The organism is uncultured Kocuria sp., assembly GCF_947500125.1.
Taxonomy (GTDB): Bacteria; Actinomycetota; Actinomycetes; order Actinomycetales; family Micrococcaceae; genus Kocuria.
In genome coordinates, this window is record NZ_CANMRA010000013.1 from 72,385 (window position 1) to 96,981 (window position 24,597).

A 24,597-nucleotide genomic window follows, 5' to 3' on the forward strand; every position below is an offset into this window, starting at 1 on the left:
GCGCTCAGCGGCGGGAGAGGTAGCCCGCCACGAGGAAGGCGATCTCCAGGGACTGCATGTGGTTCAGGCGCGGGTCGCACAGCGACTCGTAGCGGTCCTGGAAGGAGGACTCGTCGACGGGATCGGCGCCGCCGAGGCACTCCGCGACGTCGTCGCCCGTCATCTCCACGTGGATGCCGCCGGGGAAGGAGCCGATCGCCTCGTGCACCTCGAAGAAGCCGCGGACCTCGTCCACGACGTCGTCGAAGTTGCGGGTCTTGTAGCCGGACGGCAGGGACACGGTGTTGCCGTGCATGGGGTCCGTGACCCACACGACCTTGGCGCCGGAGCGCTCCACGGCCTCGACGAGCGGCGGCAGCTTCTCCCGGATGTTCTTCGCGCCCATCCGGGTGATGAAGGTGAGCCGACCGGGCTCGCGCTGCGGGTCGAGCTTGTCGATGAGCGCGAGCGCGTCGTCGCCGGTGGTCTTCGGGCCGAGCTTGACCCCGATCGGGTTGCGCAGCTTGGACAGCAGGTCCACGTGGGCGCCGTCGAGCTCCCGGGTGCGCTCGCCGATCCACAGGAAGTGCCCGGACGTCCCGTACGGGAGGTGGGTGCGGGAGTCGATGCGGCTCAGGGCCCGCTCGTAGTCCAGCAGCAGGGCCTCGTGGCCGGCGTAGAACTCCGTGGTCCGCAGGGCGTCGAAGTCGGCGCCGCACGCGCCCATGAACTTCACGGCACGGTCGATCTCGCGGGCCAGCGACTCGTACCGGGCGTGGGCCGGGTTCGTGGTGAAGCCCATGTTCCAGGCGTGCACGAGGCGCAGGTCGGCGAACCCGCCCGTGGTGAAGGCGCGGATGAGGTTCAGGGTGGAGGCGGACGTGTGGTAGCCGCGCACCATCCGCCGCGGGTCGTGGACCCGGGACTCCTCGGTGAACTCGAAGCCGTTGACCATCTCCCCGCGGAACGTCGGCAGGGTCGTGCCGTCGCGGGTCTCGTCGTTGGACGAGCGGGGCTTCGAGAACTGCCCTGCCATGCGGCCCATCTTCACGACGGGCATGGACGCGCCGTAGGTGAGCACCACGGCCATCTGCAGGAGCGTCTTGACCCGGGCGCTGATCCGGTCGGCGGTGGCGCCCTCGAAGGTCTCGGCGCAGTCCCCGCCCTGCAGGAAGAAGGCCCGGCCGTTGGCGACCTCGGCCAGGCGGTCGCGCAGCTTGTCCACCTCCCCCGCGAAGACGAGGGGCGGAACCGCGTTGAGCTCGGCGATCGAGGCGGCGAAGTCGGGGTGGTCGCCCCACGTCGGCTGCTGGTCGGCGGCCAGACCGCGCCAGTCGTCCAACCCCGGGTAGTCGGCCGCTGAGGGCACCGGGGAGGCCAGGTTGCGGAGGCTGTCGGGAACGGTGAAGTCGAGCATCATGTCTTCCTATGTCTCGTCCGGGGCGGGACCGGGCGGGGGATCAGGGGGCGGTGGGGCGCGGGGCGTCGTCGTCCGCGGACCCGGGACGGTCGCGGTGGGCGATGGAGTCCGCGGTCCGGCGGGCGGTCTGGGCGGCGCTGCGCGCCTTGTCCTTGGCGCTGCCGACGATCTCCGCGGCGGCCTGCTTGGTCTCCTGGCGCTTCTGCTCCGCGAGCCGCTTCTTGTGCTCCGAGGCGTAGACGTCCACGTAGACCTGACCGGAGAGGGCCTGGATCGCGTGCATGATCTCGTCGGTGACCTCGCGCAGCAGCGCGTGCTCGCCCTGCCGGCCCCGGTAGCGGGAGAAGTCGAGCGGCTCGCCGAAGATGGTGGCGACCCGGGCGCTGCGGCGGGGCAGCGGCAGCCTGGTCCCGATCGGCTGGACCTTGTCGGTGCCGACCATGGCGATCGGCACGACGGGGGCCCCCGTCTCGAGCGCGAGCCGGGCCACCCCGATCTTGCCCTTGTACAGGCGGCCGTCCGGGGAGCGGGTGCCCTCCGGATAGATCCCGAGCAGCTCGCCCTCCAGCAGCTTGCGCCCGCCGTTGCTCAGGGACTTCGCGCTGGCCCGGCCGCCGGACCGGTCCATGGGGATCTGGTTGATGGCGCGGAAGAACGCGGCCATCGCCTTCCCCTTGACCCCGGGGCTGTTGAAGTAGTCGGACTTCGCGAGGAAGTACACCTGCCGGGGCACGGCCACGGGCATGAACACCGAGTCGGAGACGGAGAGGTGGTTGCTCGCCAGGATGGCCGGGCCCTCGCCGGGCACGTGCTCCAGGCCGCGGACCTCGGGACGGAAGGCGACGTTGATCAGGGGGCCGACGACGTAGCGCTTCAAAAACATGTAGACCATGTGGGAGAGGACTCCTTCGTGCTGATCGGGATGTCGCGAGGGTCCGTGCCGCTCGGACCGGGTCCGGCCTCCGGTATTCTCTCACGTCCGCGCGGGCCCTGCCGCCGGTGCGCCCGCTCCGCGGCTCCGTCCTGACATCATGGACGCATGACGCCACCCGTCGAGCACCAGCACCTGCCCACCCCCTCCGCGGCCGGGAGGCCCGCCGCCGAGGAGGCTCCGGGCGCCCCCTTCCGGTTCCCGGCCGACGGCCCCGCGGGCGTCCTCGTGCTGCACGGCTTCACCGGTGTCCCGTTCAGCGTCCGCCCGTGGGGCCGCGCTCTGCACGAGGCGGGGGCCGAGGTCGTGGGGCCCGTGCTGCCCGGCCACGGCACCCGCTGGGAGGACCTCGCCGGCGTCCGCTGGGAGCAGTGGCGCGACCACGCCGCCGAGCAGGTGCGGGAGCTGCAGGCTCGGCACGACGTGGTGGTGGTGTGCGGACTGTCCATGGGCGGGGCGCTCGCCCTGCACCTCGCCGCGATCCTGCCCGTGGACGGGGTCGTGGCCCTGAACCCGGCGCTGTCCCTCGTCAGCCGCACGGCCCGCCTCGCCCCGGCCCTGCACCGCGCGGTGCCGTCCGTGCCGGGCGTGGGGGACGACATCAGCCTCCCCGGAGTCACCGAGCACGCCTACCCGCGCACACCGGTGGCGGGCGTCGCCGAGCTGGGCCGGTTCATGGCCCGGACCCGGAGGATGCTGCCGGCGGTCACCGCGCCGGTCCTGGTCCTGCGCTCGCGGCACGACCACGTGGTCTCCGACGCCTCGCACCTCCACGTGCTGCGCCGCGCGGGCGGGGACGTGGAGCTGGTCCGGCTGGCGGAGAGCTTCCACGTGGCCACCCTGGACCGGGAGGCGGACGTGGTCTCGGCACGGTCCGTGCGCTTCCTCGACGACCTGCTGGCCGGGCGCAGCCCGGTCACCGCGAGACCGGTGCGCCCGGCGCGGGGGGACGGACGATGAGCGCCGGCCCGGGGACCCCCGGCGGCGGCCACGGGCCCGAGGACGAGTGGAGCCGGATCGTGTCGGATCTCGACGACGTGCGCCGGGCCGGCGACCGGCACCTCTCCGGGCCCCGGGACTGGTCGCCCGAGGACGCCGTCTTCGGCGAGCCCCCCGCCGGGGCGCAGGACGCCCAGGACCCGGAGGAGCCCGAGGACGACGACGCGCCGTACTCCCCCGACCCCGGCCCGGTCACGCAGGGGCTCAGCGGCGGCGCGGTGCTGTCGTGGACCGTCCTGGTCGGCGTGCCCGTCCTGCTGGTGGTGCTCTCCCTGCTGCCCGGCTCCCTGCCGTGGTGGGCCATCGTGGCGGGCCTGGTCGCCGTGATCGGGGCCATCGGCCACCTGCTGAGGTCCCTTCCCGACGACCGCGACGACCTGGACGACGGCGCCCGCGTCTGACGTCATTTGCGTGAGCCAATTCACTAGACTGGCCCGGACGGCACACCGACCCCGATCCGAGGAGAACCCCATGCGCCACGTCGCGACCGACGCCCTCGTGGACCCGCCGGCCCACAGCCGCATCACCGACTTCCTGCTGATGCAGGCGGACCGGGCCGAGGATCCGCACCTGTACACCGTCCTGGCGGCGGAGGGGGCTTCCCGCGAGGTGCGCGCCCGGGAGTTCCTGGCCTCCGTGCAGGGGGTGGCCAAGGGTCTCGTGGCCGCGGGGATCGAGCCCGGGGACCGGGTGGGCATCCTCAGCCGGACCCGCTACGAGTGGACCCTCGCGGACTTCGCGATCTGGTACGCCGGTGCGGTCCCCGTCCCCGTCTACGACTCGTCCTCGGCCCAGCAGATCGCCTGGATCATGGGCGACTCCGACGCCAAGGCCGTCTTCGTCGAGACCCAGGCCCTCGAGGAGTCCGTGCTCACGGCCTCGCGGGAGACGCCGTTCCGCGCCGCGGAGAACATCTGGCGCCTGGACGGCACGGGCACCGGCCTCGACGAGCTCGCGCGTGCCGGCGCGGACGTCCCGGACGAGGAGCTCGAGGCCCGCCGCACGTCCCGCGCGCTCGAGGACGTCGCCACGATCATCTACACCTCGGGGACCACCGGCCCGCCCAAGGGGTGCGAGCTCACGCACGGGAACTTCGTGCGCCTGTGCGAGAACACGGCCCTGGTCGTCGCGGACATCATCCACCCGGGCGCGCGCACCCTGCTGTTCCTGCCGCTCGCCCACGTGTTCGCCCGCTTCGTCGAGGTGATCGCCCTCTACTCCGGGACCGTGCTGGCCCACACCCCGGACGTGAAGAACCTCATGGCCGACCTCGGGGCTTTCCGGCCCACGTTCATCCTGGCCGTCCCGCGCGTGTTCGAGAAGATCTACCAGAGCGCCCGGCTCAAGGCCGAGAAGGCCGGGAAGGCGAAGTCCCTGATCTTCGAGCGCGCCGTGGCCTCGGCCGTGGCCTACTCGAGGGCCGGGCAGGCCGGCCGGGTGCCGCGGGTGCTGCGGGCACGCCACGCCCTCTACGACCGGCTCGTGTACTCGAAGCTGCGGGCCGCGATGGGCGGGGAGGTCACGCACGCCGTCTCGGGCGGCGCCGCCCTCGGCACCCGGCTGGGCCACTTCTTCAACGGGATCGGCGTGTACGTCGTCGAGGGCTACGGGCTCACGGAGACCACCGCCCCGATCGCCGTCAACACCCCGGAGATCGGCAAGATCGGCACCGTGGGACTCCCGCTGCCGGGCAACGAGGTGCGGATCGACGAGGACGGGGAGGTCCTCGTCCGGGGCGCCCACGTCATGCGCGGCTACCACGGGCGCGAGGACCTCACCGCCGCGGCGTTCGAGGACGGCTGGTTCCGCACGGGCGACCTCGGCTCGCTCGACGAGGACGGGGCCCTCACCCTCACCGGGCGGAAGAAGGAGATCATCGTCACCGCCGGCGGCAAGAACGTGGTCCCCAACGTTCTGGAGGACCCCATCCGCGCCTCGGCCCTGGTCTCCCAGGTCATGGTGGTCGGGGACGACCGGCCGTTCGTGGCCGCCCTCGTCACCCTCGACCAGGACGTGCTCCCCGCGCGCTTGGAGCTGATGGGGCTGGACCCCGAGATGCCCGTCGCGGAGGCGGCGCGCCACCCGAAGGTCGTCGAGCACATCCAGGACATCGTCGACCACGCCAACCAAGCGGTCTCCCGCGCCGAGAGCATCCGGGCCTTCGAGATCCTCGGCGTCGACTGGACGGAGGCCTCCGGGCACCTGACCCCGTCCATGAAGATCAAGCGGGCCAGGATCGCCCAGGACTTCGCGGACCGGATCGAGGAGATCTACTCGCGTCCCGCCCCCGAGCCGGCCCCCGCCCCCGCCACCCCGGCGGAGCGGATCAAGGAGAAGCTCTCCCAGGCGCACCTGCCGGGCCGCGGGTAGCGCCGAGCCGGTCGGCGGCCGGTGGGATCACCGGCCGCCGACGAGTGCTTCCGGGGCCAGCGGCGAGTGCTCGGGGACGTCGAGGCCCAGCAGGGCGTTCTCGACGACCTCGCTCAGGGCGGGGTGGATCCAGTACTGGCCGCGGGCCATCGTGTGGGCGTCGAGGCCGAAGGACATGGCCTGGACCAGCGGCTGGAGGAGCAGGGAGGCCTCCTCGCCGATCAGGTGCGCGCCCAGCAGGCGTCCGGTGCCCTTCTCCGCGATCAGCTTGCACAGACCCGTGCGGTCCTCCATGGCCCACCCGTAGGCCGTGGCCCCGTAGTCCTGCACCTTGACGGTGATCTCGCCGCCCTGCTCGACCGCCCACTGTTCGGCCTCCTCCTGGGTCATGCCGACGGACGCGATCTGCGGGCTGGTGAACACGGCGGAGGGCACGAACCGGTGGTCGGTGGCCCGGAGGTCGCCGGGGTGCAGGAGGTTGTGCTGCACCGTGCGGGCCTCGGCGTTGGCCACGTGCTTGAGCTGGTAGGGCGAGCTGATGTCGCCGAGCGCCCACACCCCCTCGACCGGGCGGCCTCCGGAGAGGGCGCGCTGGTACTCGTCGACGGCCAGCAGACCGTCCTCCCGCACGTCCAGACCGCCCGCCCGGGCGTCGAGGACGTCGGTGTTCGGCTGCCGGCCCGTGGCCACCAGCACCACGTCCGCCGGCAGGCGCATGACGAGCTCCGGGTCCTGCGGGTCGCGGAAGGTGACCATCACGGCGCACTCGTCGCCGTCCCATTCCTCGACCTCGCTCAGCGTCCACCCCGTCTCGAGCTTCCACTGCCGGGAGGCCTCGCGCGCGAAGCGCTCCGCGATCTCCGGGTCGTGGTAGCGCAGGATGCGGTGGGAGCGGTTGACCTGGGTCACCCGGGAGCCGAGGCTCGAGAACACGTGGGCGAACTCGGCGCCGATGTAGCCGCCGCCGACCACCACCACCCGGCGGGGCAGCTCGTCGATGCGCATCACGGTGTCCGAGGTGTGCACCTGGGGCAGGTCGATCCCGGGGACCTCCGGCCGCACCGGGCGCGAGCCGGAGGCCACCACGATCTGCGCGGCCGTGATGTCCTCCCCGGACGCGGTGCGCAGGGTCCGCGGGCCGGTGAAGCGCACGTGCTCCTCGTAGACCGTCACGTGCGGCAGGGTCCGGCGGTACTCGAGACCGCCGTGGGAGATCGCGTCGATCCGCCCGAAGATCCGGTCCCGCATCTCCCCCCAGCGCACACCGTTCACCGCGGCGTCGAGGCCGAGCCGATCCGCCTCATGGGCACGACGGGCCACACTCGCGGGGTACGCGTACATCTTCGTGGGGATGCAGCCCACGTTGAGGCACGTGCCGCCGAAGGTCCCGCCGTCGACGATGGCGACGTCCAGCCCCTCGTAGTCCTCGGTGAGGATGGAGTTGCCCGAGCCGGAGCCGATGATGATGAGGTCGAATGTCCGCATGGCGCCCATCCTATGCGCGGCGGCGACGGCCCCCGGGCCGCCCCCGCCGGCACCGCGGGCCTCCCGATGCCGCGGTGCCGGCGGAGGCCGTGCCGGGTCAGCCCGCGGTGCCGAGCGCCAGGAGGAGGTCGCCGCCGGAGACCTGGGTGACGCCCTTGAGGGCCACCCGCCGGACGGTCCCGCCCGTGGGGGCGGTGATGGAGGCCTCCATCTTCATGGCCTCGATGGTGGCGACCTGTCCCCCGGCCTCCACGGTGTCACCCTCGGCCACCGTCACGGTCACGGCGCCGGCGAAGGGGGCGGCCACGTGGCCGGGGTCGGACGGGTCGGCCTTCTCGGTCTCGGGCACCGAAGAGGTGATCGAGGTGTCGCGGACCTCGATCATCCGGGGCTGGCCGTTGAGGGTGACCATCACGGTGCGCATGCCCTTGTCGTCCGGCTCCGAGATGGCCTGCAGGGTCACCAGCAGCCGCACCCCCTTGCCCAGGGAGATCACGTGCTCACGGTCGGAGGTCAGCCCGTAGAGGAAATCTCGGGTGTGCAGCAGCGCCAGCTCCCCGTACTTCGCCCGGCTGGCCTCGTAGTCGCGGGTGGGACCGGCGAACAGCAGCCGGTTCAGGGTCGCCCGCCGGGTCGCCGAGTCCCCCGCCAGGGCCGTCGCGTCCTCCGGGGCCAGCTCCGTGACCCCGACCTTCACGCTCCGGCCCTCCAACGCCTTGGACCGGAACGGTTCGGGCCACCCGCCCGGAGGGGTGCCCAGTTCCCCGGCGAGGAAGCTGATCACCGAGTCCGGGATGTCGAACTTCTGCGGATTCGCCTCGAACTCCGCCGGGTCCACGCCCATCCCCACGAGCTGCAGGGCGAGGTCGCCCACGACCTTGGAGGACGGGGTGACCTTCACCAGCCGGCCCAGCATCGCGTTGGCGGCGGTGTACATGTCCTCGATCGCCTCGAACCGCTCGCCCAGCCCCAGGGCGATGGCCTGCTGCCGCAGGTTCGACAGCTGCCCGCCGGGGATCTCGTGCCGGTACACCCGCCCGGTCGGGGCGGTGAGCCCGGACTCGAACGGGGCGTACATCCGCCGGATGACCTCCCAGTAGGGCTCCAGAGCGGTCGCGGCCTCCAGGGGGATCCCGGTGTCCCGGTCGGTGTGGGCCAGGGCTGCGATCAGGGCCGAGGCGGGCACCTGGGAGGTGGTGCCGGCCATCGAGGCCTCGGCCACGTCCACGGCGTCGACCCCCGCGTCGATCGCGGCCATCAGCGTGGCGAGCTGCCCGCCGGCGGTGTCGTGGGTGTGCAGGTGGATGGGCAGGGCGAAGCGCTCGCGCAGGGCGGTCACCAGCTTCGCCGCCGCCACGGGCCGGAGCAGCCCGGCCATGTCCTTGATCGCGAGCACGTGGGCCCCGGCGTCGACGCACTGCTGGGCGAGCTCGAGGTAGTAGTCCAGGGTGTAGAGGTCCTCGGCCGGGTCCAGCAGGTCCCCGGTGTAGCACAGGGCGACCTCGGCGACCGCGGTGCCCGTCTTGCGCACGGCCTCGATGGCCGGGGCCATCTGCTCCACGTCGTTGAGGGCGTCGAAGATCCGGAAGATGTCCACCCCGGTCGCCGCGGCCTCGGCCACGAACGCGTCCGTGACCTCGGTGGGGTACGGGGTGTACCCCACCGTGTTGCGCCCGCGCAGCAGCATCTGGATCGGGATGTTCGGCATCGCCTCGCGCAGCAGCCGCAGCCGCTCCCATGGGTCCTCCCCCAGGAACCGCAGCGCCACGTCATAGGTCGCCCCGCCCCAGGCCTCCACCGACAGCAGCTGCGGCAGCGTGTGCGCATACGCCGGGGCCGCCGCCAGCAGATCCCGGGTCCGCACCCTCGTGGCCAGCAACGACTGGTGGGCATCACGGAACGTCGTCGACGTCACCGCCACCGCCTGCTGCTCCCGCAGCGCCCTCGCGAAGCCCTCCGGGCCCAGGTCCTGCAACTTCTGCCGCCAGCCCGCCGGCGGGGTGTGCTCGGAGGGCCCGTCGAAGGGCGAGCGGAACGGCTCGTCCTGCTTGTCGCCCGGGTAGTGGGGCAGCTTGGTGCGCGGGTCGATGCCCTCCACCCGCTCCCCGTTCGGGGTGTTCACGGTGACCTCGGCCAGCCAGGTCAGCGCCTTCGTCGCCCGGTCCCCGGAGGTGCGGGCCTCGAGGAGCTCGGGGCGGCGCTCGATGAAGTCGGTGGCCACGTTGCCGGCGAGGAACTCCGGGTCGGCGAGCACGGCCTGGAGGAACTGGATGTTGGTGGCCACCCCGCGGATCCGGAACTCGGCCAGCGCCCGCTGGGACCGATGCACCGCCGTGGCGTAGTCCCGGCCGCGGCAGGTGAGCTTCACCAGCATGGAGTCGAAGTGCGGGGAGATCTCCGCCCCGGCGTAGACCGTGCCCCCGTCCAGGCGCACCCCGGCACCGCCGGCGGAGCGGTAGGCGGAGATCTTCCCCACGTCGGGGCGGAACCCGTTGGCCGGGTCCTCCGTGGTGATCCGGCACTGCAGCGCGGCCCCGCGCACGGCCAGCTCGTCCTGGGCGATGCCCAGATCGGCCAGGGTCTCCCCGGCCGCGATCCGCAGCTGCGACTGGACGAGGTCCACGTCGGTGATCTCCTCGGTGACCGTGTGCTCCACCTGGATGCGCGGGTTCATCTCGATGAACACGTGCTGACCCGCCCGCTCCCCGGCGGTGTCCACCAGGAACTCCACGGTGCCCGCGTTGACGTAGCCGAGCTCCTTGGCGAACTTCACCGCGTCCCGGTGCAGGGCCTGGCGGATGCCCTCGTCGAGGTTCGGGGCCGGGGCGATCTCCACGACCTTCTGGTGCCGGCGCTGCAGCGAGCAGTCGCGCTCGAACAGGTGCACCATCCCGCCTTCGTTGTCGGCGAGGATCTGCACCTCGATGTGGCGGGGCCGCAGCACGGCCTGCTCCAGGAAGACCGTGGGGTCCCCGAACGCGGTGTCGGCCTCGCGCATCGCCGCCGCCAGCGCCTCGGGCAGCGCCTCGGGAGTCTCCACCCGGCGCATGCCGCGGCCCCCGCCACCGGCCACCGCCTTCACGAAGATGGGGAACCCGATCCCCGCCGCCTGCTCCAGCAGCTCCTCGGGATCCGCCGAGGGCTCCGTGGAGGCCAGGGTGGGGATCCCGGCGCGCTTGGCGGCCTTGAGCGCGGCGACCTTGTTCCCGGCCAGCTCCAGGATCTCCGCCCGCGGGCCCACGAAGGTGATCCCCTCCCGGGCCGCGGCCCGGGCCAGGTCCGGGTTCTCCGACAGGAACCCGTAGCCGGGATAGATCGCGTCCGCCCCGGACTCCTTGGCCACCCGCACGATCTCCTCCACATCCAGGTACGCCCGCACCGGGTGGCCCTCCTCCCCGATCCGGTACGCCTCGTCGGCCTTCTGCCGGTGGATCGAGTTGCGGTCCTCGTAGGGGAACACCGCCACCGTCCTCGCCCCGAGCTCGTACGCGGCACGGAAGGCGCGGATCGCGATCTCACCGCGATTGGCCACCAGGATCTTGGAGAACATCAACACCCGTTCCGCACCCGGGGCCGTCCGGCGGACACCCGGGCACTGATTCTTCGAAGGTCGTGCAACGTCGCGCACACGGTCAGCATGGCCACCCGCGGGCGGTCCTCACCAGTGAACCACGCCGCCCCGGGGCATACTGTGACTTCGGTCACAGAACGGCGCCGTGGTCAGCGTACACCGGTGCGGTGCCGAACGGCAGGCCGCGAGGCGGGCGGCCCCGCGCCGCACCGGGGCCCACGGCACGCACCCGGCTACGATGGGCGCAGCCGGCTCCTCACCGCGGCCCCCGATCCCGGACCCGAGGAGTCGATTCCCCTGTGTCCCCGCGAGCGAAGGGTGTCCCCTCCGTGCAGATCGTCAGCGTCAGCAGCCTCAAGGGCGGTGTCGGAAAGTCCTCCGTGACCCTGGGGATCGCCTCCGCAGCCCTGCAGGCAGGAGTGCCCACGCTGGTGGTGGACCTCGACCCGCACGCCGACGCCACGACCGGGCTGGGCGTGCACCCGGAGCGCGGTCACGACATCGGCGAGGTGCTGCGCAGACCCCGTCGCGGGTCGCTCGAGCGGGTGGTCGTGGCCTCGTCCTGGGCGGTGCGGGACGGTCTGGACACCAAGGCCCTCGACGTCGCCCCGGGGTCGGCCAGGTCGTCCCACCTCGACCGCTCGGACTACCGGGACAAGGACCTCGGCCGGCTGGAGCGGGCGCTCTCCGAGGCCAAGGGCTACGACCTGGTGCTGGTCGACTGCCCGCCCACCCTGAGCGCCCTGACCCGCACCGCGTGGGCCGCCAGCGACAAGGTGCTCTCCGTGGCGGAGCCCTCGCTGTTCTCGGTGGCGGGGACCAAGCGCACCATGACGGCCATTGCCCAGTTCGAGCAGAGCCGCACGTGGGCCGTGCCGGCGGCCGGCGTGGTGGTCAACAAGGTCCAGCACTCGTCGGTGGAGCACCGTCACCGCCTGGCGGAGCTGCAGGAGCTGTTCGGGCCGCTGCTGGTCAGTCCGGTGATCCCGGACCTGCCCGTCTGGCAGCAGGCGCAGGGCGCGGCCTGGCCGATCCACCGCTGGCCGGGGGCGGAGGCCCAGGACATCTCCGGGCGGTACACGGCGATCCTGCAGGGCCTGCTCGACGGCTCGTCCTGAGCCGCCCGATCAGCCGGCGTTCTGCCGGCGGGCCCGGCGGGCGGAGAGCTCGTCGTCGGGCAGGGGGTCCTGCGCGGGGGCGCGGTCCTGCCCGGTGTGCTCCCCGGGCAGCGCCGCCAGGGTTCCCTCGACCTCGCGCCACACCCGGCCCACGGCGATCCCGAAGACGCCCTGCCCGCCCTGCACCAGGTCGATGACCTCGTGCGGTGACGTGCACGCGTACACGCTCGCGCCGTCGCTCATCATCGTCAGCTGGGCCAGGTCCTCGACGCCCTGGGCGCGCAGCGCGCTCACGGCGGTGCGGATCTGCTGCAGGGAGACGCCGGTGTCCAGAAGCCGCTTGACGATCTTGAGGACCAGGATGTCCCGGAAGCTGTAGAGGCGCTGCGTGCCGGAACCGGAGGCGCCGCGCACGGTGGGCTCCACGAGCCCCGTCCGCGCCCAGTAGTCGAGCTGCCGGTAAGTGATGCCCGCGGCCTTGCACGCGGTGGGACCCCGGTAGCCCACGGACTCGTCACGGACCACGGAGTCGTCGAAGAGGACTCCCTGGGTGCCGTGCGCCGGAGGGCTGCCGGTCCCCGCCGTGCCGCCGGGCTGCTCGCGGTCGCTCACGCCGTCTCCTCGCTCGTGGACCCGGTCCTCGCGGCACCGGGAGTGGATGGTCTCGCAGAGACGTCCGGATCCCCCCGGGAACACCTCGAGTACAGCTCCGACGGTAGACCTCCCCGGGGGCCGGGTCAAAGACATCAGCAGGCCGGGTCCCGTGTCGGACGGACGGGCGTGCGGGCCCGGGTCAGAAGTCCTCGGGGTCGACGTTGTCGAGGAAGTCGCGGAACTGCTCGACCTGTGTCTCCGGGGGCAGCTGCTGCTCCTCCTCCCCCGGGCGCGGGGAGGGCTCCCTCAGCTCGCCGTCCCCGCTCATCACGAGACCGGCCTCGTCGAGGACGGTCTCGGTGCACAGGATGGGGCAGTCGGTGCGGGCGGCCAGGGCGATCGCGTCCGAGGCGCGGGAGTCGACCACCGTTCCGTCCGAGAACTCGAGCGCGGCGTGGAAGACGCCCTCCTCCACCGTGTGGATCCGCACGCGGGACAGGGTGCGTCCGAAGGCGGTGGCCACGGACAGCACGAGGTCGTGCGTGAGGGGCCGGGGCGGTTCGATCCCCTGGACCGCGAAGACGATGGACGTCGCCTCGTTGGTGCCGATCCAGATCGGCAGGTGCCGTCCGCCCTCGACCTCGCGGAGCACGACGACGGGCTGCGCCGACGGCACGTCCATGCGGACGCCGGCGATCTCCATGAGGACCTGGTGCACGGCCATGTCAGCCCTCCACCGCGGCCCGCTCCTGGAGCGCGGCGATCTCCGAGCGCACGAGCGAGGTGTGGATGGTGAGGCACAGTCCGGAGATCTCCTGGGCGCGCTCGACGGCGCGGGCCCTCGAGGCGGCGTCACGGCGGGAGGTCAGGGGCGCCACGGCGCGTTCCACGAGGCCCAGCTCGCGGTCCGCGGCCGCCTTGAAGGGACGCAGGTGGCGCGGTTCCAGGCCGTGGGCCGTCAGGGCGTGGGCCGCGCGGGTGATGGCGAGGGCGTGGTCGTCGAAGACCCCGTTCTGCTCCCGGATCAGCCCGTAGCTCACGAGTTCGCGGACCAGCGGGATGCCGGCGCCGGTGCGCGCGGCGAGCTCCCGCAGGTTGTAGGTGCGCGGCGCGCTGACGACCGGCAGGGGCGCGGTGACGGGGTCGGCCGCCTCCGCGGTGCGCCGTGCGTCCTCGTCGGCGTCCAGCCGCTCCCGGATCACCTTCAGCGGGAGGTAGCGGTCCCGCTGGAGCTCCAGGATCCGGCGCAGCCGGTCCACGTCGGCACGCGAGAACTTGCGGTAGCCCGACGCGGTGCGCGCCGGGTGGACCAGGCCCTTGTCCTCCAGGAAGCGCAGCTTCGAGGCGGTGATGCCGGGGTGGTCCTCGCCGAGCTCCTTGAGCACGGCGCTGATGCCCACCCGGGGCTCGTGCTGGACGTCGTCCCGGTGGGGATCGGTCTCCGCGGGGTCGGTCATGGCTCCCTTCTACTGGTCCGACTGCGAGCGCAGCGAACGGTAGAACGTGAACCGGAACTTGCCGATCTGGACCTCGTCGCCGTTGTCGAGCTGCACGCTGTCCACGCGGTCGCCGTTGACGTAGGTGCCGTTGAGGGACCCCGAGTCGATGATCTCGAAGGTGTCGCCGCGCCGGACGAACCGGGCGTGCCGGCGGGAGACGGTGACGTCGTCCAGGAAGATCTCGGAGGACGGGTGGCGGCCGGCGGGGACCTCGTCGCGGTCCAGGAGGAAGCGTGATCCGGTGCCCGCGCTGTCGTGGGCGACGAGCAGGGCGCTGCGCGGCGGGAGCGCGGAGACCGCGGAGCTCTCCTCGGGTGAGAGCTTGTGGGACGCTGCGTGCGAGAGGACCTCGGCCACGATCTGGATCGACGTGGTCTCCGGCTCCCCCTGGGGTGCGTTCGAGCCGTTCTGGGTTCTGGACATCTCTTCCCTCGACTGGTGACGTGATGGTGGACGGATCCTGTGGGACCCCGACCCCGCGACCTCCTGTCCCGGCGGTTTCCGGGCGACCGGCCGGAGCCACCCGGTTGCTGTTCAGTGTACCGGGTGGTGGAGACACGCATGGGCGGCCGGGACACGTCCCGGCTCGGGCGCGATCGGCGTCCCTGCGCGGTTCAGTCCAGCTGGGCGGCGTATCCCTCGGCGTCGAGCAGCCCGGAGCGGTAGTCGTCGCCGGCCGGCCGGACCTCGAACAGCCACCCCTCGGCGTACGGGGCGGAGTTCACGGTCCCGGGCTCGTCCTCGAGGACCTCGTTGACCGCGGTGACCTCGCCGGAGACGGGGGCGAAGATGTCGCTCACCGACTTCGTGGACTCGATCTCGCCCACGGCCGCGCCCGCCTCGACGTTCTCCCCCACCTCGGGCAGCTGGACGAACACCACGTCGCCCAGCTCGTTCTGCGCGTGGTCGGTGATCCCGATGCGCACCGCGCCGTCGGCGTCGGGGGCCGCGATCCACTCGTGCTCGGCCGTGTAGGACAGGTCGGCGGGAATGTTGCTCATGGGGTCACTCCTGGTCCGGCGGGTGCGGTCGGCTCGATTATGGCACAGACCCCACCCCGGGCCCGGGCGTGCGGAGACCCTCGGGTGTCGGGTGCTCAAGGGCGCTCCCACGCCGCGATCTCGGCGCGGATCGACCGCTTGCGCTCCGCGCCGGCGAAGGACGCGTCCACGGAGTTGCGGGCCAGGGCGGCCGCCTGCTCGTCGGTGAGGCCCAGCGTGTCGCGCAGACCCTGGAAGACGTCCCCCACGTAGCCGCCGAAGTAGGCCGGGTCGTCCGAGTTGACCGTGACCAGCAGTCCCCGCTCGAGCATGTCCAGCACGGGGTGGTCGGCGAGCGTGTCGACCACCCGCAGCCGGACGTTGGACAGTGGGCACACGGTGAGCGGCACCCGCTCCGCGACGAGCCGGTCCACGAGCCCGGGGTCGCGCAGGCACTGGATCCCATGGTCCACGCGCTCCACGCGCAGCACGTCCAGGGCCTCCCGGACGTACTCGGGACCGGCTTCCTCCCCCGCGTGGGCGACGACGTGCAGTCCGGCCGCCCGCGCCCGCGCGTAGACCGCCTCGAAGAGGGCCGGCGGATGGCCGACCTCGGCCGAGTCGAGGCCGATCCCGTCGATGCGCGGCAGCTGCTCCCCGAGGGAGTCGAAGAGCTGTCCCGCCTCGGCCGCGGGCCGGTCCCGCAGGAAGCACAGCAGCAGCGTGCTGGTGATGCCGCGCTCGGCGCGGGCGGCGTCGAGGGCGGCGCGGATGCCGTCGACCACCGTCTCGAGCGGCACTCCCCGGACGAGGTGCGCCTGGGGGTCGAAGAAGACGTCGACGTGCCGCAGGCCCTGGGCGGCGGCACGCTCGAGGTAGGCCCGGGTCAGGGCCTCGAAGTCGGAGGCGTCGCGCAGCACGGCCATCGTGGCGTAGTAGAGCCCGAGGAACGAGGAGAGGTCCTCGAAGTCGTAGTGCCGCCGGAGCTCCTCGACCGAGTCGTAGGGCAGCTCCACCCCGTTCTTGGCGGCGAGCTCGAAGGCGAGCTCGGGCTCGAGGGTGCCCTCGATGTGCAGGTGCAGCTCCGCCTTGGGCAGGGTGTACAGGTCCTTCAACTGCGGTGCTCCTTCGCGCTCCGGCCGCGCACCCGGGCGGGCGCGTCCCGTGCAGTCTATGCAGGGCGCCGCGGCGCACCCGGCACCGCCTCCCGCACGGATCCCGTCGGCCCCGGCGGCCGGGACGCTGTCCTATGCTCGCGGGGAGAGCCGCTCGGAGAGAGGAGTGCCGGATGTCCGGTGTCGTGGTGGTCGGTCAGGTGGGACGGGATCTCGTGCTGAGCGTCGAGGAGCTCCCGGCGGAGGGCGGTGCGGCCGACGTGCTCGATCGGCAGGAGCTGCTCGGCGGCAAGGGCGCGAACCAGGCGGTGGCGTGTCGTCAGCTCGGCGCCGAGGTCCACCTCGTGGGGGTCGTGGGCACCGATTCCGCCGGTGCGGACGTGCTCGCGCAGGCCGCGGAGGACGGGATCGACGTCGGGGCGGTGGTGCGCCGCTCCGGCGCCCCGACCGCGCTGCTCGTCGACCTCGTGGGACCCCGCGGGGTCCGCCGGCTGCTGGAGGACGTGGACGCCCGGATGCTGCTGGACGCCGAGGACGTGCGCGCGAGCCGGGACCTGCTGCGCTCCGCGGACGCCGTGCTGGTCCAGCTGCAGCAGCCCGCGCCCGCCGTGACGGAGGCCCTCGAGGCGGCCGCGGCGGGGGGTGCGCTCGTGGTGGCCGACGGCGCCCCGGCGGACGGAGCGGCGCGCCGGCGGGTGCTGGCCACCGCGGCCGTGGTGCGCGCCGACACCGCCGAGGCCGAGGCGCTGGTGGGCTGGGCGCCGCAGGACGTGCCGGGTACGGTGCGGGCTGCGCAGTCGCTGCTGGCGGAGGGGCCGCGCGTCGTCGCCCTGGCGACCGGGGAGGGCGACGTGGTCGCCTGGCCGGGCGGGCACGTCGTCCTGCCGCACCTGGGCGAGGACCGCGTGGACCCCACCGGGGCGGGCGACTCGTTCGTCGCCGCGCTCACCGTCGCGCTGCTGCGCGGGGAGAGCCCGGAGTCCGCCGCCTGGTGGGCCGCGGCGGCCGCGGCCGAGGTGGTCGGCACGGCCGGCGGTCGGCCGGACCTCGACCTCGACCGGCTGCGCGAGTCGGCCGCTCGGGCCCGGCGGTAGACCGCGCGGGGGCCGGACGCGCCGCCCCCGAGAACGAGAGAAGGCCGGTGGTCCGCGTTCCCGCGGTCCACCGGCCTCGAATCGTCGGGCTGACAGGATTTGAACCTGCGACCCCTTGACCCCCAGTCAAGTGCGCTACCAAGCTGCGCCACAGCCCGAAGTGCTCAGTACGTCGCCGCCCTGAGCACTCGCATCACATTACAGCAACCTCCGGCGGAATTCATCTCGGCGGGGGCCTCAGCGCTTCCGGCTCCGCTTCTCGCGCACGCGCATGGAGACCTCGATGGGAGTGCCCTCGAAGCCGAAGGTCTCGCGCAGGCGGCGGGTGATGAACCGCCGGTACCCCGGGTCCAGGAAGCCCGTGGTGAACAGCACGAAGCGCGGCGGGCGGGAGGAGGCCTGGGTGCCGAAGAGGATGCGGGGCTGCTTGCCGCCGCGCACGGGGTGCGGGTGGGCGGCCACGATCTCGCCGAGGAACGCGTTGAGCCGCCCGGTGGGGACGCGGGTGTCCCACGAGGCCAGCGCCGTTTCCAGGGCGGGGACCAGCTTGTCCTTGTGCCAGCCGGTCTTGGCCGAGACGTTCACCCGCGGCGCCCACGCCACGTGGGCGAGGTCGCGGTCGATCTCCCGCTCCAGGTAGTAGCGGCGGTCCTCGTCCATGAGGTCCCACTTGTTGAAGGCGAGCACGAGGGCGCGCCCGGAGTCCACGGCCAGCTGCAGGATGCGGACGTCCTGCTCGGAGAGCACCTCGTCCGAGGCCAGCAGCACCACGGCCACCTCGGCGCGCTCGAGGGCCGCCTGGGTGCGCAGGGACGCGTAGAAGTCCGCGCCCTGGGCCATGTGCACGCGGCGGCGGATGCCCGCGGTGTCGATGAAGCGCCACGGCTTGCCGCCCAGCTCGATGAGCTCGTCCACCGGGTCGCGGGTGGTCCCGGCCAGGGGGTCCACGACGACGCGCTCGGACCCGGCCAGCTTGTTGAGCAGCGAGGACTTGCCCACGTTCGGGCGCCCGATGAGCGCCACCCGGCGGGGGCCTCCGGTCAGCTCGGTCTCGGCGACGGCGGAGAACTCGGGGAGCACGTCCATGACCGCGTCGAGGACGTCGGCGGCGCCGCGCCCGTGCAGGGCGGACACCGGGTGCGGCTCCCCCATGCCGAGGGACCACAGGTAGGTGGCCTCGACCTCGAGCTGCGGGGAGTCCACCTTGTTGGCGACCAGGATCACCGGCTTCCGGACCTTGCGCAGCATCTTCACGATGGCCTCGTCCGCGGCGGTCACACCCACGGTGGCGTCGAGCACCAGCAGCACGGCGTCGGCGAACTCCACGGCCATCTCGGCCTGCTCGGCCACCCGGGCGTTGATGCCCTTGGCGTCGTACTCCCAGCCGCCGGTGTCCACGAGCGTGAAGTTGCGCCCGTTCCACGTGGCCCGATAGGAGACGCGGTCCCGGGTCACGCCCGGGGTGTCCTCCACGACGGCCTCGCGCCGGCCGAGGATGCGGTTGACGAGGGTCGACTTCCCGACGTTGGGCCGGCCCACGATGGCGAGCACCGGGGCGGGCCGGCGCACCGGGGCCTGGTCGCCGTCCTCCGCCCACTCGGCGAGCAGCGCGGCGTCCTCCTCGTCGAGCTCGTAGTCCTCGAGCCCGGCCCGCAGCGCCTGCGCGCGCTGGTCGGCCTCGTCGTCGTCGATGGCCGCGAGCCGCTGGGCGACGTCGTCCGTGGTGCCGCCGAGGAGCTCGGCCTCATAGGGGTCGTGGGCGGTGTCGTGCGCGGGGTTCTCGGGGTTGCCGGTCATGGCTGTCCTTCGCTGGGCCGGGTGCGGCCGGTCGGGGTGCGGAAAGGTGAGGGGAGGGAGGCTGGACGCTTCAGGCGGGACGATTCAGGCGGAGCGGCCCGCGGCCCGGACGACCGCGTCGATGACGGCCTGGACCGTCTGCTCCACGGTGAGCTCGGAGGAGTCGATCGTCACGACGCCGTCGGCGGCCTCGGTGAAGTTCACGACCGTGGAGTCCTTCGCGTCCCGGCCCACGACCTGGGCCCGCAGCCGCTCGGCGTCCTCGACGCCGCCGATCTGCAGGCCGCGGCGGGCCATCCGGGCCCGCTCGTCGGCGGTGAGCAGGATCCGGGCGTCGGCGTCCGGGGCCACCACGGTGGTGATGTCCCGGCCCTCGGCCACGATCCGCCGGCCGCTGTCCGCGATGATCTCCTGCTGGCGGGACACCAGCACCGCCCGCGCCGCCGGGTTGGTGGCCACGGCGCTGACGGCGTCCGTCACCCGGGCGCCCCGGATCTCGACGCCCACGTCGGTCCCGCCCACGAACACCAGCTCCCGGTCGGGATCGGTGCCCTGGGCGAGCGGGAAGGCGCGGGCGGCCTCGACCACGGCGTCGCCGTCGGCGAGATCCACGCCCCGGTCGAGGCACCACCACGTCAGGGCGCGGTACATCGCGCCCGTGTCCAGGTAGGCGAGGCCGAAGCGGCGGGCCACCTCCTTGGACACGCTGGACTTGCCGGAGCCGGAGGGCCCGTCGATGGCGACGACGAGCTGCTGTTCTGCCGAGGCCGGGGCGCCGGCCTCGGGCGCTGCGCTGCGGGCGGTGTTGGTTCCGGTGTTCACTGCACGACCTTCCATCCGCGCTCCTGGAGCGCCTCGACGAGTTCCTTGCGGCGGTTGGGCAGCACCGAGACCTCGACGAGGCCCACGGGCTGGCCCGGGGAGTGCTCGAGGCGCAGGTCCTCGAGGTTGACCCCGATCTCCCCGATCTCCGTGAGCAGGCGGGCGATCTGCCCGGGCACGTCGCCCACGAGGACGGTGAGGGTGGCGAACGCCCGGGGGGCCCCGCCGTGCTTGCCCGGGATGCGGGCCTGGCCGGCGTTGCCCTCGGCCACGAGCTGGGCGATGTCCAGCCGCGCGCCGGGGGCTCTCGGCTCCTCGAGGGTGGCGATGAGCCGCTCGAGGTCCTCGCGCACGCCGTGCAGGGACGCAACGACCGGCCCGGCGTTCGCGGAGAGGATCTGCACCCACAGGCCGGGGTCGGAGGCGGCGATGCGCGTGGTGTCCCGCAGCCCCTGCCCGGCGAGGGACAGGTGGTGCAGCGGCGTGTCCTGCAGGCGGGAGGCCAGCAGGGAGGACATCACCTGCGGCAGGTGGGAGATCAGCGCCACGGTCGCGTCGTGCTCGCGGGCGTCCATGAACGTGACGGTCGCCCCCAGGTCCACGGCGAGGTTCTTCGCCGCGGCGAGCGCCGCGGGCGCGGAGCGGCCCGAGTCGCACACGACCCAGGGCATGGACGTGAACAGCTCGCCGCGGGCTGCCACGGGCCCGGACTTCTCGCGACCGGCCATGGGGTGGGTGCCCACGTAGCGGGTCAGGTCCCCGCCCAGGGCACGCACGTCCTCCAGCACGGCCTCCTTGACGGAGGCGATGTCGAGGACCACGGCGTCCGGGTGGCGTCCCAGCGCCTCGACCACGGTCTGCGCCGTGACGTCGGGCGGGGTGGCGACGACGACGAGGGCCGGCTCCGGCACCCGGTCCTCCCCCGCCGCGCGGCAGGAGCGGCCGGCGCCGATGTCCTGGGCCACGGCCTCGGCGGTGGGTGAGGAGTCCTGCAGCCAGACGTCCACGCCGAGGTGGCGCAGGCCCAGCCCGATGCTGGCGCCGAGCAGGCCGGCGCCGACCACGAGCACGGGCCCGGTGGTCGCCGCGGGGGCCGGCGGCGCGGAGGGGGTCTGCGTCACGGGTGCTCCTTACATGCCGACCGAGGCGAGGAGGTGCCCGACCTCGGTCTTGGAGAGCCGGCGGATCGTGCCCTGGCGCTGGTCCCCGATCCGGATGGGACCGACCTCGGTGCGCACGAGCTTCTCGACGGGGTGTCCCACCGCGTCGAAGAGCCGGCGCACGATGCGGTTGCGCCCGGAGTGCAGGACGACCTCCACGAGCAGGTGCCCGGGGGTGGAGTCCACGAGCCGGAAGGAGTCGACGGAGGCGATGCCGTCCTCGAGCTCGATGCCGGCCTTCATGGCCGCGCCGATGCCCTTCTCCATGGGGCCGCGGACCTGCACGAGGTAGGTCTTGGGCACCTCGTAGGACGGGTGGGTGAGCCGGTTGGTCAGCTCGCCGTCGTTGGTCAGCAGCAGCAGGCCCTCGGTCTCCACGTCGAGGCGGCCCACGTGGAAGACGCGCTCGTTGCGCTGCTGGTTCAGGTAGTCGGACACGCACGGCCGGCCCTCGGGGTCGTCCATGGTGGAGAGCACGCCCTCGGGCTTGTTGAACGCGTAGTAGACGAGGTTCTCGTCGAGCTGCACGCGGACGCCGTCGACGTGGATCTCGACGGTGTCCGGGTCCACCCGGATGCCGAGCTCGGTGACGGTCTCCCCGTTGACCTGCACGCGGCCGGCCTCGATCATCTCCTCGCACACGCGCCGCGAGGCCACGCCGGCCTGGGCCATGAGCTTCTGCAGCCGCACCCCGTCCGGGTCGTGCTGGTCGAGCCGGTCCACGGGCGGGTTCTTGGGCCGCCGCTTCCGGTGCGGCGGGCGGTACGGGGTGGAGGGCATCCGCCGGGAGCTCTTCTCGGAGGACGCGAACGGGCGGGGCCCGCGGTCCTGGCCGGCGCCCGTCGAGGACCCGCCCTTCGCGCCGCCCTTGGCAGCGCCGCCCTTGGCAGCACCTCCCTTGGCGCCACCCTTGGTGCCGCCCTTGGCGGGGCCGCCCTGGGGAGCGCCGCCCTTCGCGGGGCCGCGGCCAGGGGCGCCCTTCTTGCCCTGGAACGATGTGCCGCCCTGGCCGGTGCGGGGCTTCTGGCCGCCCTGGGAACCGGGGGCGCGGCGCCCGCCGGGCCCGGGGCGGCCGGATGATGAACGTGAAGTGGCCATGGTGGTGTCTCAGTCCTCGTAGTGGTCGATCTGGTCGATGCCCGGCAGATGAGGGGCGATGTCGGGGAGCTCGTCGAGCGAGCCGATGCCCATCTTCTCCAGGAAGAACGTGGTGGTGCCGTAGAGCACGGCGCCGGACTCGCCGTCCCGCTCGAGCTCGCGGATCAGGCCGCGCTGCACGAGCGTGCGGACGACGCCGTCGACGTTGACCCCGCGGATCGCGGAGATGCGCCCCCGGCTCACGGGTTGGCGGTAGGCCACGACGGCCAGGGTCTCCAGGGCCGCCTGCGACAACCGGGCGGTCTGGCCCTCCGCGACGAACGCGGAGACGACCGGGGCGAACTCGCTGCGCGAGTGGATCCGCCAGCCGGCACCGGTGCTGCGCAGCTCGAACCCGCGCGGCGCCAACGTCCCATCATACCCCGGATCCGTGCCGACGCCGTCGTACTCCGCGCGGAGCCGGTCGAGGACCCGCTGCACGGAGGCGACCGGGACCACCAGGGCGGCGGCGATCTCGTACTCGCTGACGGGCTCGTCGGCGACCATCAGGATCGCCTCGACGGCGGCCCGCACACCGCCGGGCAGCGCCTCGAGGTCCGGTCCGTCCTCGGCCGCGGGGCTCACGCGGACGCCCCCGAGACGAGGCGGGCCGCGTCGGGGGACGGGTGAGCGTGCGGGGCCGGGCCTCCGTCCGCGGGGTCCGCGGCGTCCGCGGCGTCCCCGGCGTCCCCGGCGTCCTCTGAGAGCCGGTCGGCGGTCCAGCCGGTGCCCGCACCGGTCCAGCGGACCGTCAGCTCCCCCAGCGGCTGCTCCTGGGCGAGCTCGAGCACCGCGTCACGGTACATCTCGAGCAGCGCCAGGAACCGCACGACCACCGCGAGGGTGGACCCGGCGTCCGCGACGAGCACGCGGAAGGAGCGCGGAGCGCCGTCCTCGAGCAGCCCGGCGAGGATCTCGGCCTCGTCCCGGACCGTCACGGCGGTCCCGTGCAGGTGGTCCACCCCGACCTCCGCGGGCGCCCCGGGCCGGGGTGTGAAGACGGAGCGGGCGATCTCGGCGAACTGCTGGGGGGTGGTGCGCCAGTCGAGCTCGGGCAGCACGGCCGCCACCTCCGGGTCCAGGGGCACCGATCGGGGCAGGCGGGTCGACTCGGCCCGCATCCGCTCGTCGAGCAGGACGGCCACCTCCTTGAACGCCTTGTACTGCAGCAGGCGGGCGAAGAGCAGGTCCCGCGCCTCGAGCAGGGCCACGTCCTCCTCGTCCTCGACCTCGCCGCGCGGCAGCAGCCGGGCGGCCTTGAGGTCCAGGAGGGTCGCGGCGACCACGAGGAACTCGCTGGCCTCGTCGAGCGCGCGGGTCGAACCGATCTCGTGCAGGGCGCGCACGTACTGGAGGAACTCGTCCGTGACGGTGGCCAGCGCGATCCGGGTGATGTCCAGCTCGTGCTTGGCGATCAGGGAGAGCAGCACCTCGAAGGGCCCCGCGAAGTCCTCCAGCTGCACCGCGAAGCCGCCGGTCCCCGGGGGGCCCGGCGGCTCCTCGGGGTGCATCAGGGCGCGCCGCCGCGCGAGATGAGCTCCCGCGCCAGCTGGCGGTAGGACTCGGCGCCCTGGTGGGCCGTGGCGAAGGAGAGGATGGGCTCGGCGGCCACCGTGGCGTCGGGGAACTTCACGGTGCGCTTGATGACCGTGTCGAAGACCTTGTCCCCGAAGGCGTCCACGATCCGGGCCATGACCTCGCGGGAGTGCAGGGTCCGGGAGTCGAACATCGTGGCGAGCACGCCGTCGATCTGCAGGCGGGGGTTGAGCCGGTCCTGGACCTTCTCGATGGAGTCCACGAGCAGCGCCACGGCGCGCAGGGCGAAGAACTCGGCGATGAGCGGGATGACCACGCCGTGGGCCGCGGTCAGCGCGTTGACCGTCAGCAGCCCCAGCGAGGGCTGGCAGTCGATGATGATGACGTCGTAGTGCTCCTCGAGCTTGCGCAGGGCACTGGCCAGGACCTGTTCGCGGGCCACCTCGGTGACGAGCTGCACCTCGGCCGCGGAGAGGTCGATGTTGGCGGGGAGCAGGTCGACGCCCTCGACGTCGGTCTCCTGCACCACGTCCCAGACGTCCACGGAGCGGTCCATCATGACGTTGTAGACCGTCAGCTCCAGCTCGTGGGGGTTGGCACCGAGACCGGCGGAGAGAGCCCCCTGCGGGTCGAAGTCGACCAGCAGTACCTTGCGGCCCAGCTCGGCGAGCGCCGCGCCCAGGTTGATGGTCGAGGTGGTCTTGCCCACTCCGCCCTTCTGGTTGACCATCGCGATGATCCGGGCGGGCCCGTGGGTGGAGAGCTCGGGCGGCTCGGGGAAGTCGCGGGCGGGACGGCCGGTCAGGCCGACGGTTCCCGTCCCGGCCTCGCCCGTGCCGGGGTTCCTCTCGTCGCTCTGCTGGCTCACTCGTGGCACCGCACTTTCGTTCGTGGTCGCGCTCGGGCGGACCGGCCCCGGGCACGGGGCGGCCCGGGCCGGACGGGCCGACCTGGGGTTTTCCTGGACTCGATCAGCTACCAGGGTACCGC

The 24,597-nt window shown here is 73.1% G+C and carries 22 protein-coding genes and 1 tRNA gene; 5 read left to right on the forward strand and 18 right to left on the reverse strand.

Features of this window, described 5'->3' with window-relative positions; all coding sequences use genetic code 11:
* Positions 1–4: 4 nt before the first annotated feature.
* Complete coding sequence (locus Q0817_RS10455) at positions 5–1,396, reverse strand: class II 3-deoxy-7-phosphoheptulonate synthase (RefSeq protein WP_298586996.1); 1,392 nt, start codon at positions 1,394–1,396, stop codon at positions 5–7.
* A 43-nt stretch (positions 1,397–1,439) separates the two neighbouring features.
* Positions 1,440–2,291, reverse strand: a complete 852-nt coding sequence (locus tag Q0817_RS10460; RefSeq protein WP_298586870.1) for a 1-acyl-sn-glycerol-3-phosphate acyltransferase — start codon at positions 2,289–2,291, stop codon at positions 1,440–1,442.
* A gap of 147 nt (positions 2,292–2,438) precedes the next feature.
* On the opposite strand from Q0817_RS10460, the gene Q0817_RS10465 reads away from it, so the two are divergent.
* The 3 genes from Q0817_RS10465 to Q0817_RS10475 all read left to right on the forward strand — a co-directional run bounded on the left by Q0817_RS10465 (position 2,439) and on the right by Q0817_RS10475 (position 5,699).
* Positions 2,439–3,290 carry a carboxylesterase gene (locus Q0817_RS10465; RefSeq protein ID WP_298586873.1) on the forward strand — a complete coding sequence of 284 codons (852 nt, stop codon included), beginning with the start codon at positions 2,439–2,441 and terminating at the stop codon, positions 3,288–3,290.
* Complete coding sequence (locus Q0817_RS10470; RefSeq protein WP_298586876.1) at positions 3,287–3,730, forward strand: hypothetical protein; 444 nt, start codon at positions 3,287–3,289, stop codon at positions 3,728–3,730. The genes Q0817_RS10465 and Q0817_RS10470 overlap by 4 nt, the downstream gene beginning before the upstream one ends.
* Positions 3,731–3,800: 70 nt before the next feature.
* The gene (locus Q0817_RS10475) at positions 3,801–5,699 is read left to right on the forward strand and encodes a long-chain fatty acid--CoA ligase (RefSeq protein ID WP_298586879.1); all 1,899 of its coding nucleotides are present in this window, start codon (positions 3,801–3,803) and stop codon (positions 5,697–5,699) included.
* Positions 5,700–5,726: 27 nt separating this feature from the next.
* Here the strand turns inward: Q0817_RS10475 and Q0817_RS10480 are convergent, their stop codons facing one another.
* Entirely contained in the window at positions 5,727–7,184 is a 1,458-nt protein-coding gene (locus Q0817_RS10480) for a mycothione reductase (RefSeq protein ID WP_298586883.1), read from the reverse strand.
* 97 nt (positions 7,185–7,281) lie between these two features.
* Positions 7,282–10,734: a pyruvate carboxylase gene (locus Q0817_RS10485; RefSeq protein ID WP_298586886.1), complete on the reverse strand. Its 3,453-nt coding sequence runs from the start codon at positions 10,732–10,734 to the stop codon at positions 7,282–7,284.
* Positions 10,735–11,084: 350 nt separating this feature from the next.
* Between Q0817_RS10485 and Q0817_RS10490 the strand changes: the two genes are divergently transcribed.
* Positions 11,085–11,873, forward strand: coding sequence for a ParA family protein (locus Q0817_RS10490; RefSeq protein WP_298586889.1), 789 nt, complete (start codon positions 11,085–11,087; stop codon positions 11,871–11,873).
* A gap of 9 nt (positions 11,874–11,882) precedes the next feature.
* Here the strand turns inward: Q0817_RS10490 and Q0817_RS10495 are convergent, their stop codons facing one another.
* From Q0817_RS10495 to Q0817_RS10520, 6 genes are all read right to left on the reverse strand, one after another.
* Entirely contained in the window at positions 11,883–12,485 is a 603-nt protein-coding gene (locus tag Q0817_RS10495; RefSeq protein WP_298586892.1) for a MerR family transcriptional regulator, read from the reverse strand.
* A 181-nt stretch (positions 12,486–12,666) separates the two neighbouring features.
* Positions 12,667–13,191 carry a bifunctional nuclease family protein gene (locus Q0817_RS10500; protein ID WP_298586895.1) on the reverse strand — a complete coding sequence of 175 codons (525 nt, stop codon included), beginning with the start codon at positions 13,189–13,191 and terminating at the stop codon, positions 12,667–12,669.
* 1 nt (position 13,192) lies between these two features.
* The gene (locus Q0817_RS10505) at positions 13,193–13,924 is read right to left on the reverse strand and encodes a MerR family transcriptional regulator (RefSeq protein WP_298586897.1); all 732 of its coding nucleotides are present in this window, start codon (positions 13,922–13,924) and stop codon (positions 13,193–13,195) included.
* Positions 13,925–13,933: 9 nt separating this feature from the next.
* Entirely contained in the window at positions 13,934–14,389 is a 456-nt protein-coding gene (locus Q0817_RS10510; RefSeq protein ID WP_298586900.1) for an FHA domain-containing protein, read from the reverse strand.
* Between the two features lie 191 nt (positions 14,390–14,580).
* On the reverse strand, positions 14,581–14,967 hold the full coding sequence (gene gcvH / locus Q0817_RS10515) for a glycine cleavage system protein GcvH (RefSeq protein ID WP_298586903.1): 387 nt from the start codon (positions 14,965–14,967) through the stop codon (positions 14,581–14,583).
* Positions 14,968–15,062: 95 nt separating this feature from the next.
* Positions 15,063–16,061 carry an adenosine deaminase gene (locus Q0817_RS10520; protein ID WP_298586906.1) on the reverse strand — a complete coding sequence of 333 codons (999 nt, stop codon included), beginning with the start codon at positions 16,059–16,061 and terminating at the stop codon, positions 15,063–15,065.
* A gap of 173 nt (positions 16,062–16,234) precedes the next feature.
* Between Q0817_RS10520 and Q0817_RS10525 the strand changes: the two genes are divergently transcribed.
* The gene (locus Q0817_RS10525) at positions 16,235–17,155 is read left to right on the forward strand and encodes a PfkB family carbohydrate kinase (protein WP_298586909.1); all 921 of its coding nucleotides are present in this window, start codon (positions 16,235–16,237) and stop codon (positions 17,153–17,155) included.
* An 84-nt stretch (positions 17,156–17,239) separates the two neighbouring features.
* Here the strand turns inward: Q0817_RS10525 and Q0817_RS10530 are convergent.
* From Q0817_RS10530 to Q0817_RS10565, 8 genes are all read right to left on the reverse strand, one after another.
* Positions 17,240–17,313, reverse strand: a tRNA-Pro gene (locus tag Q0817_RS10530).
* Between the two features lie 79 nt (positions 17,314–17,392).
* Positions 17,393–18,952 carry a ribosome biogenesis GTPase Der gene (der, locus tag Q0817_RS10535; protein ID WP_298586912.1) on the reverse strand — a complete coding sequence of 520 codons (1,560 nt, stop codon included), beginning with the start codon at positions 18,950–18,952 and terminating at the stop codon, positions 17,393–17,395.
* A gap of 84 nt (positions 18,953–19,036) precedes the next feature.
* Positions 19,037–19,774, reverse strand: a complete 738-nt coding sequence (gene cmk, locus Q0817_RS10540) for a (d)CMP kinase (protein ID WP_298586917.1) — start codon at positions 19,772–19,774, stop codon at positions 19,037–19,039.
* On the reverse strand, positions 19,771–20,895 hold the full coding sequence (locus Q0817_RS10545; RefSeq protein ID WP_298586920.1) for a prephenate dehydrogenase: 1,125 nt from the start codon (positions 20,893–20,895) through the stop codon (positions 19,771–19,773). Before Q0817_RS10545 ends, cmk begins: the two co-directional genes overlap by 4 nt.
* 9 nt (positions 20,896–20,904) lie before the next feature.
* Positions 20,905–22,032, reverse strand: a complete 1,128-nt coding sequence (locus tag Q0817_RS10550; RefSeq protein WP_298586924.1) for a pseudouridine synthase — start codon at positions 22,030–22,032, stop codon at positions 20,905–20,907.
* 9 nt (positions 22,033–22,041) lie between these two features.
* Positions 22,042–22,656 (reverse strand): SMC-Scp complex subunit ScpB, encoded by a 615-nt coding sequence (gene scpB / locus Q0817_RS10555; RefSeq protein ID WP_298586926.1) that lies wholly within the window; start codon positions 22,654–22,656, stop codon positions 22,042–22,044.
* Complete coding sequence (locus tag Q0817_RS10560) at positions 22,653–23,582, reverse strand: ScpA family protein (RefSeq protein WP_298586929.1); 930 nt, start codon at positions 23,580–23,582, stop codon at positions 22,653–22,655. Before Q0817_RS10560 ends, scpB begins: the two co-directional genes overlap by 4 nt.
* Positions 23,582–24,475 (reverse strand): ParA family protein, encoded by an 894-nt coding sequence (locus Q0817_RS10565; protein WP_017833723.1) that lies wholly within the window; start codon positions 24,473–24,475, stop codon positions 23,582–23,584. The genes Q0817_RS10560 and Q0817_RS10565 overlap by 1 nt, the downstream gene beginning before the upstream one ends.
* Positions 24,476–24,597: the final 122 nt, after the last annotated feature.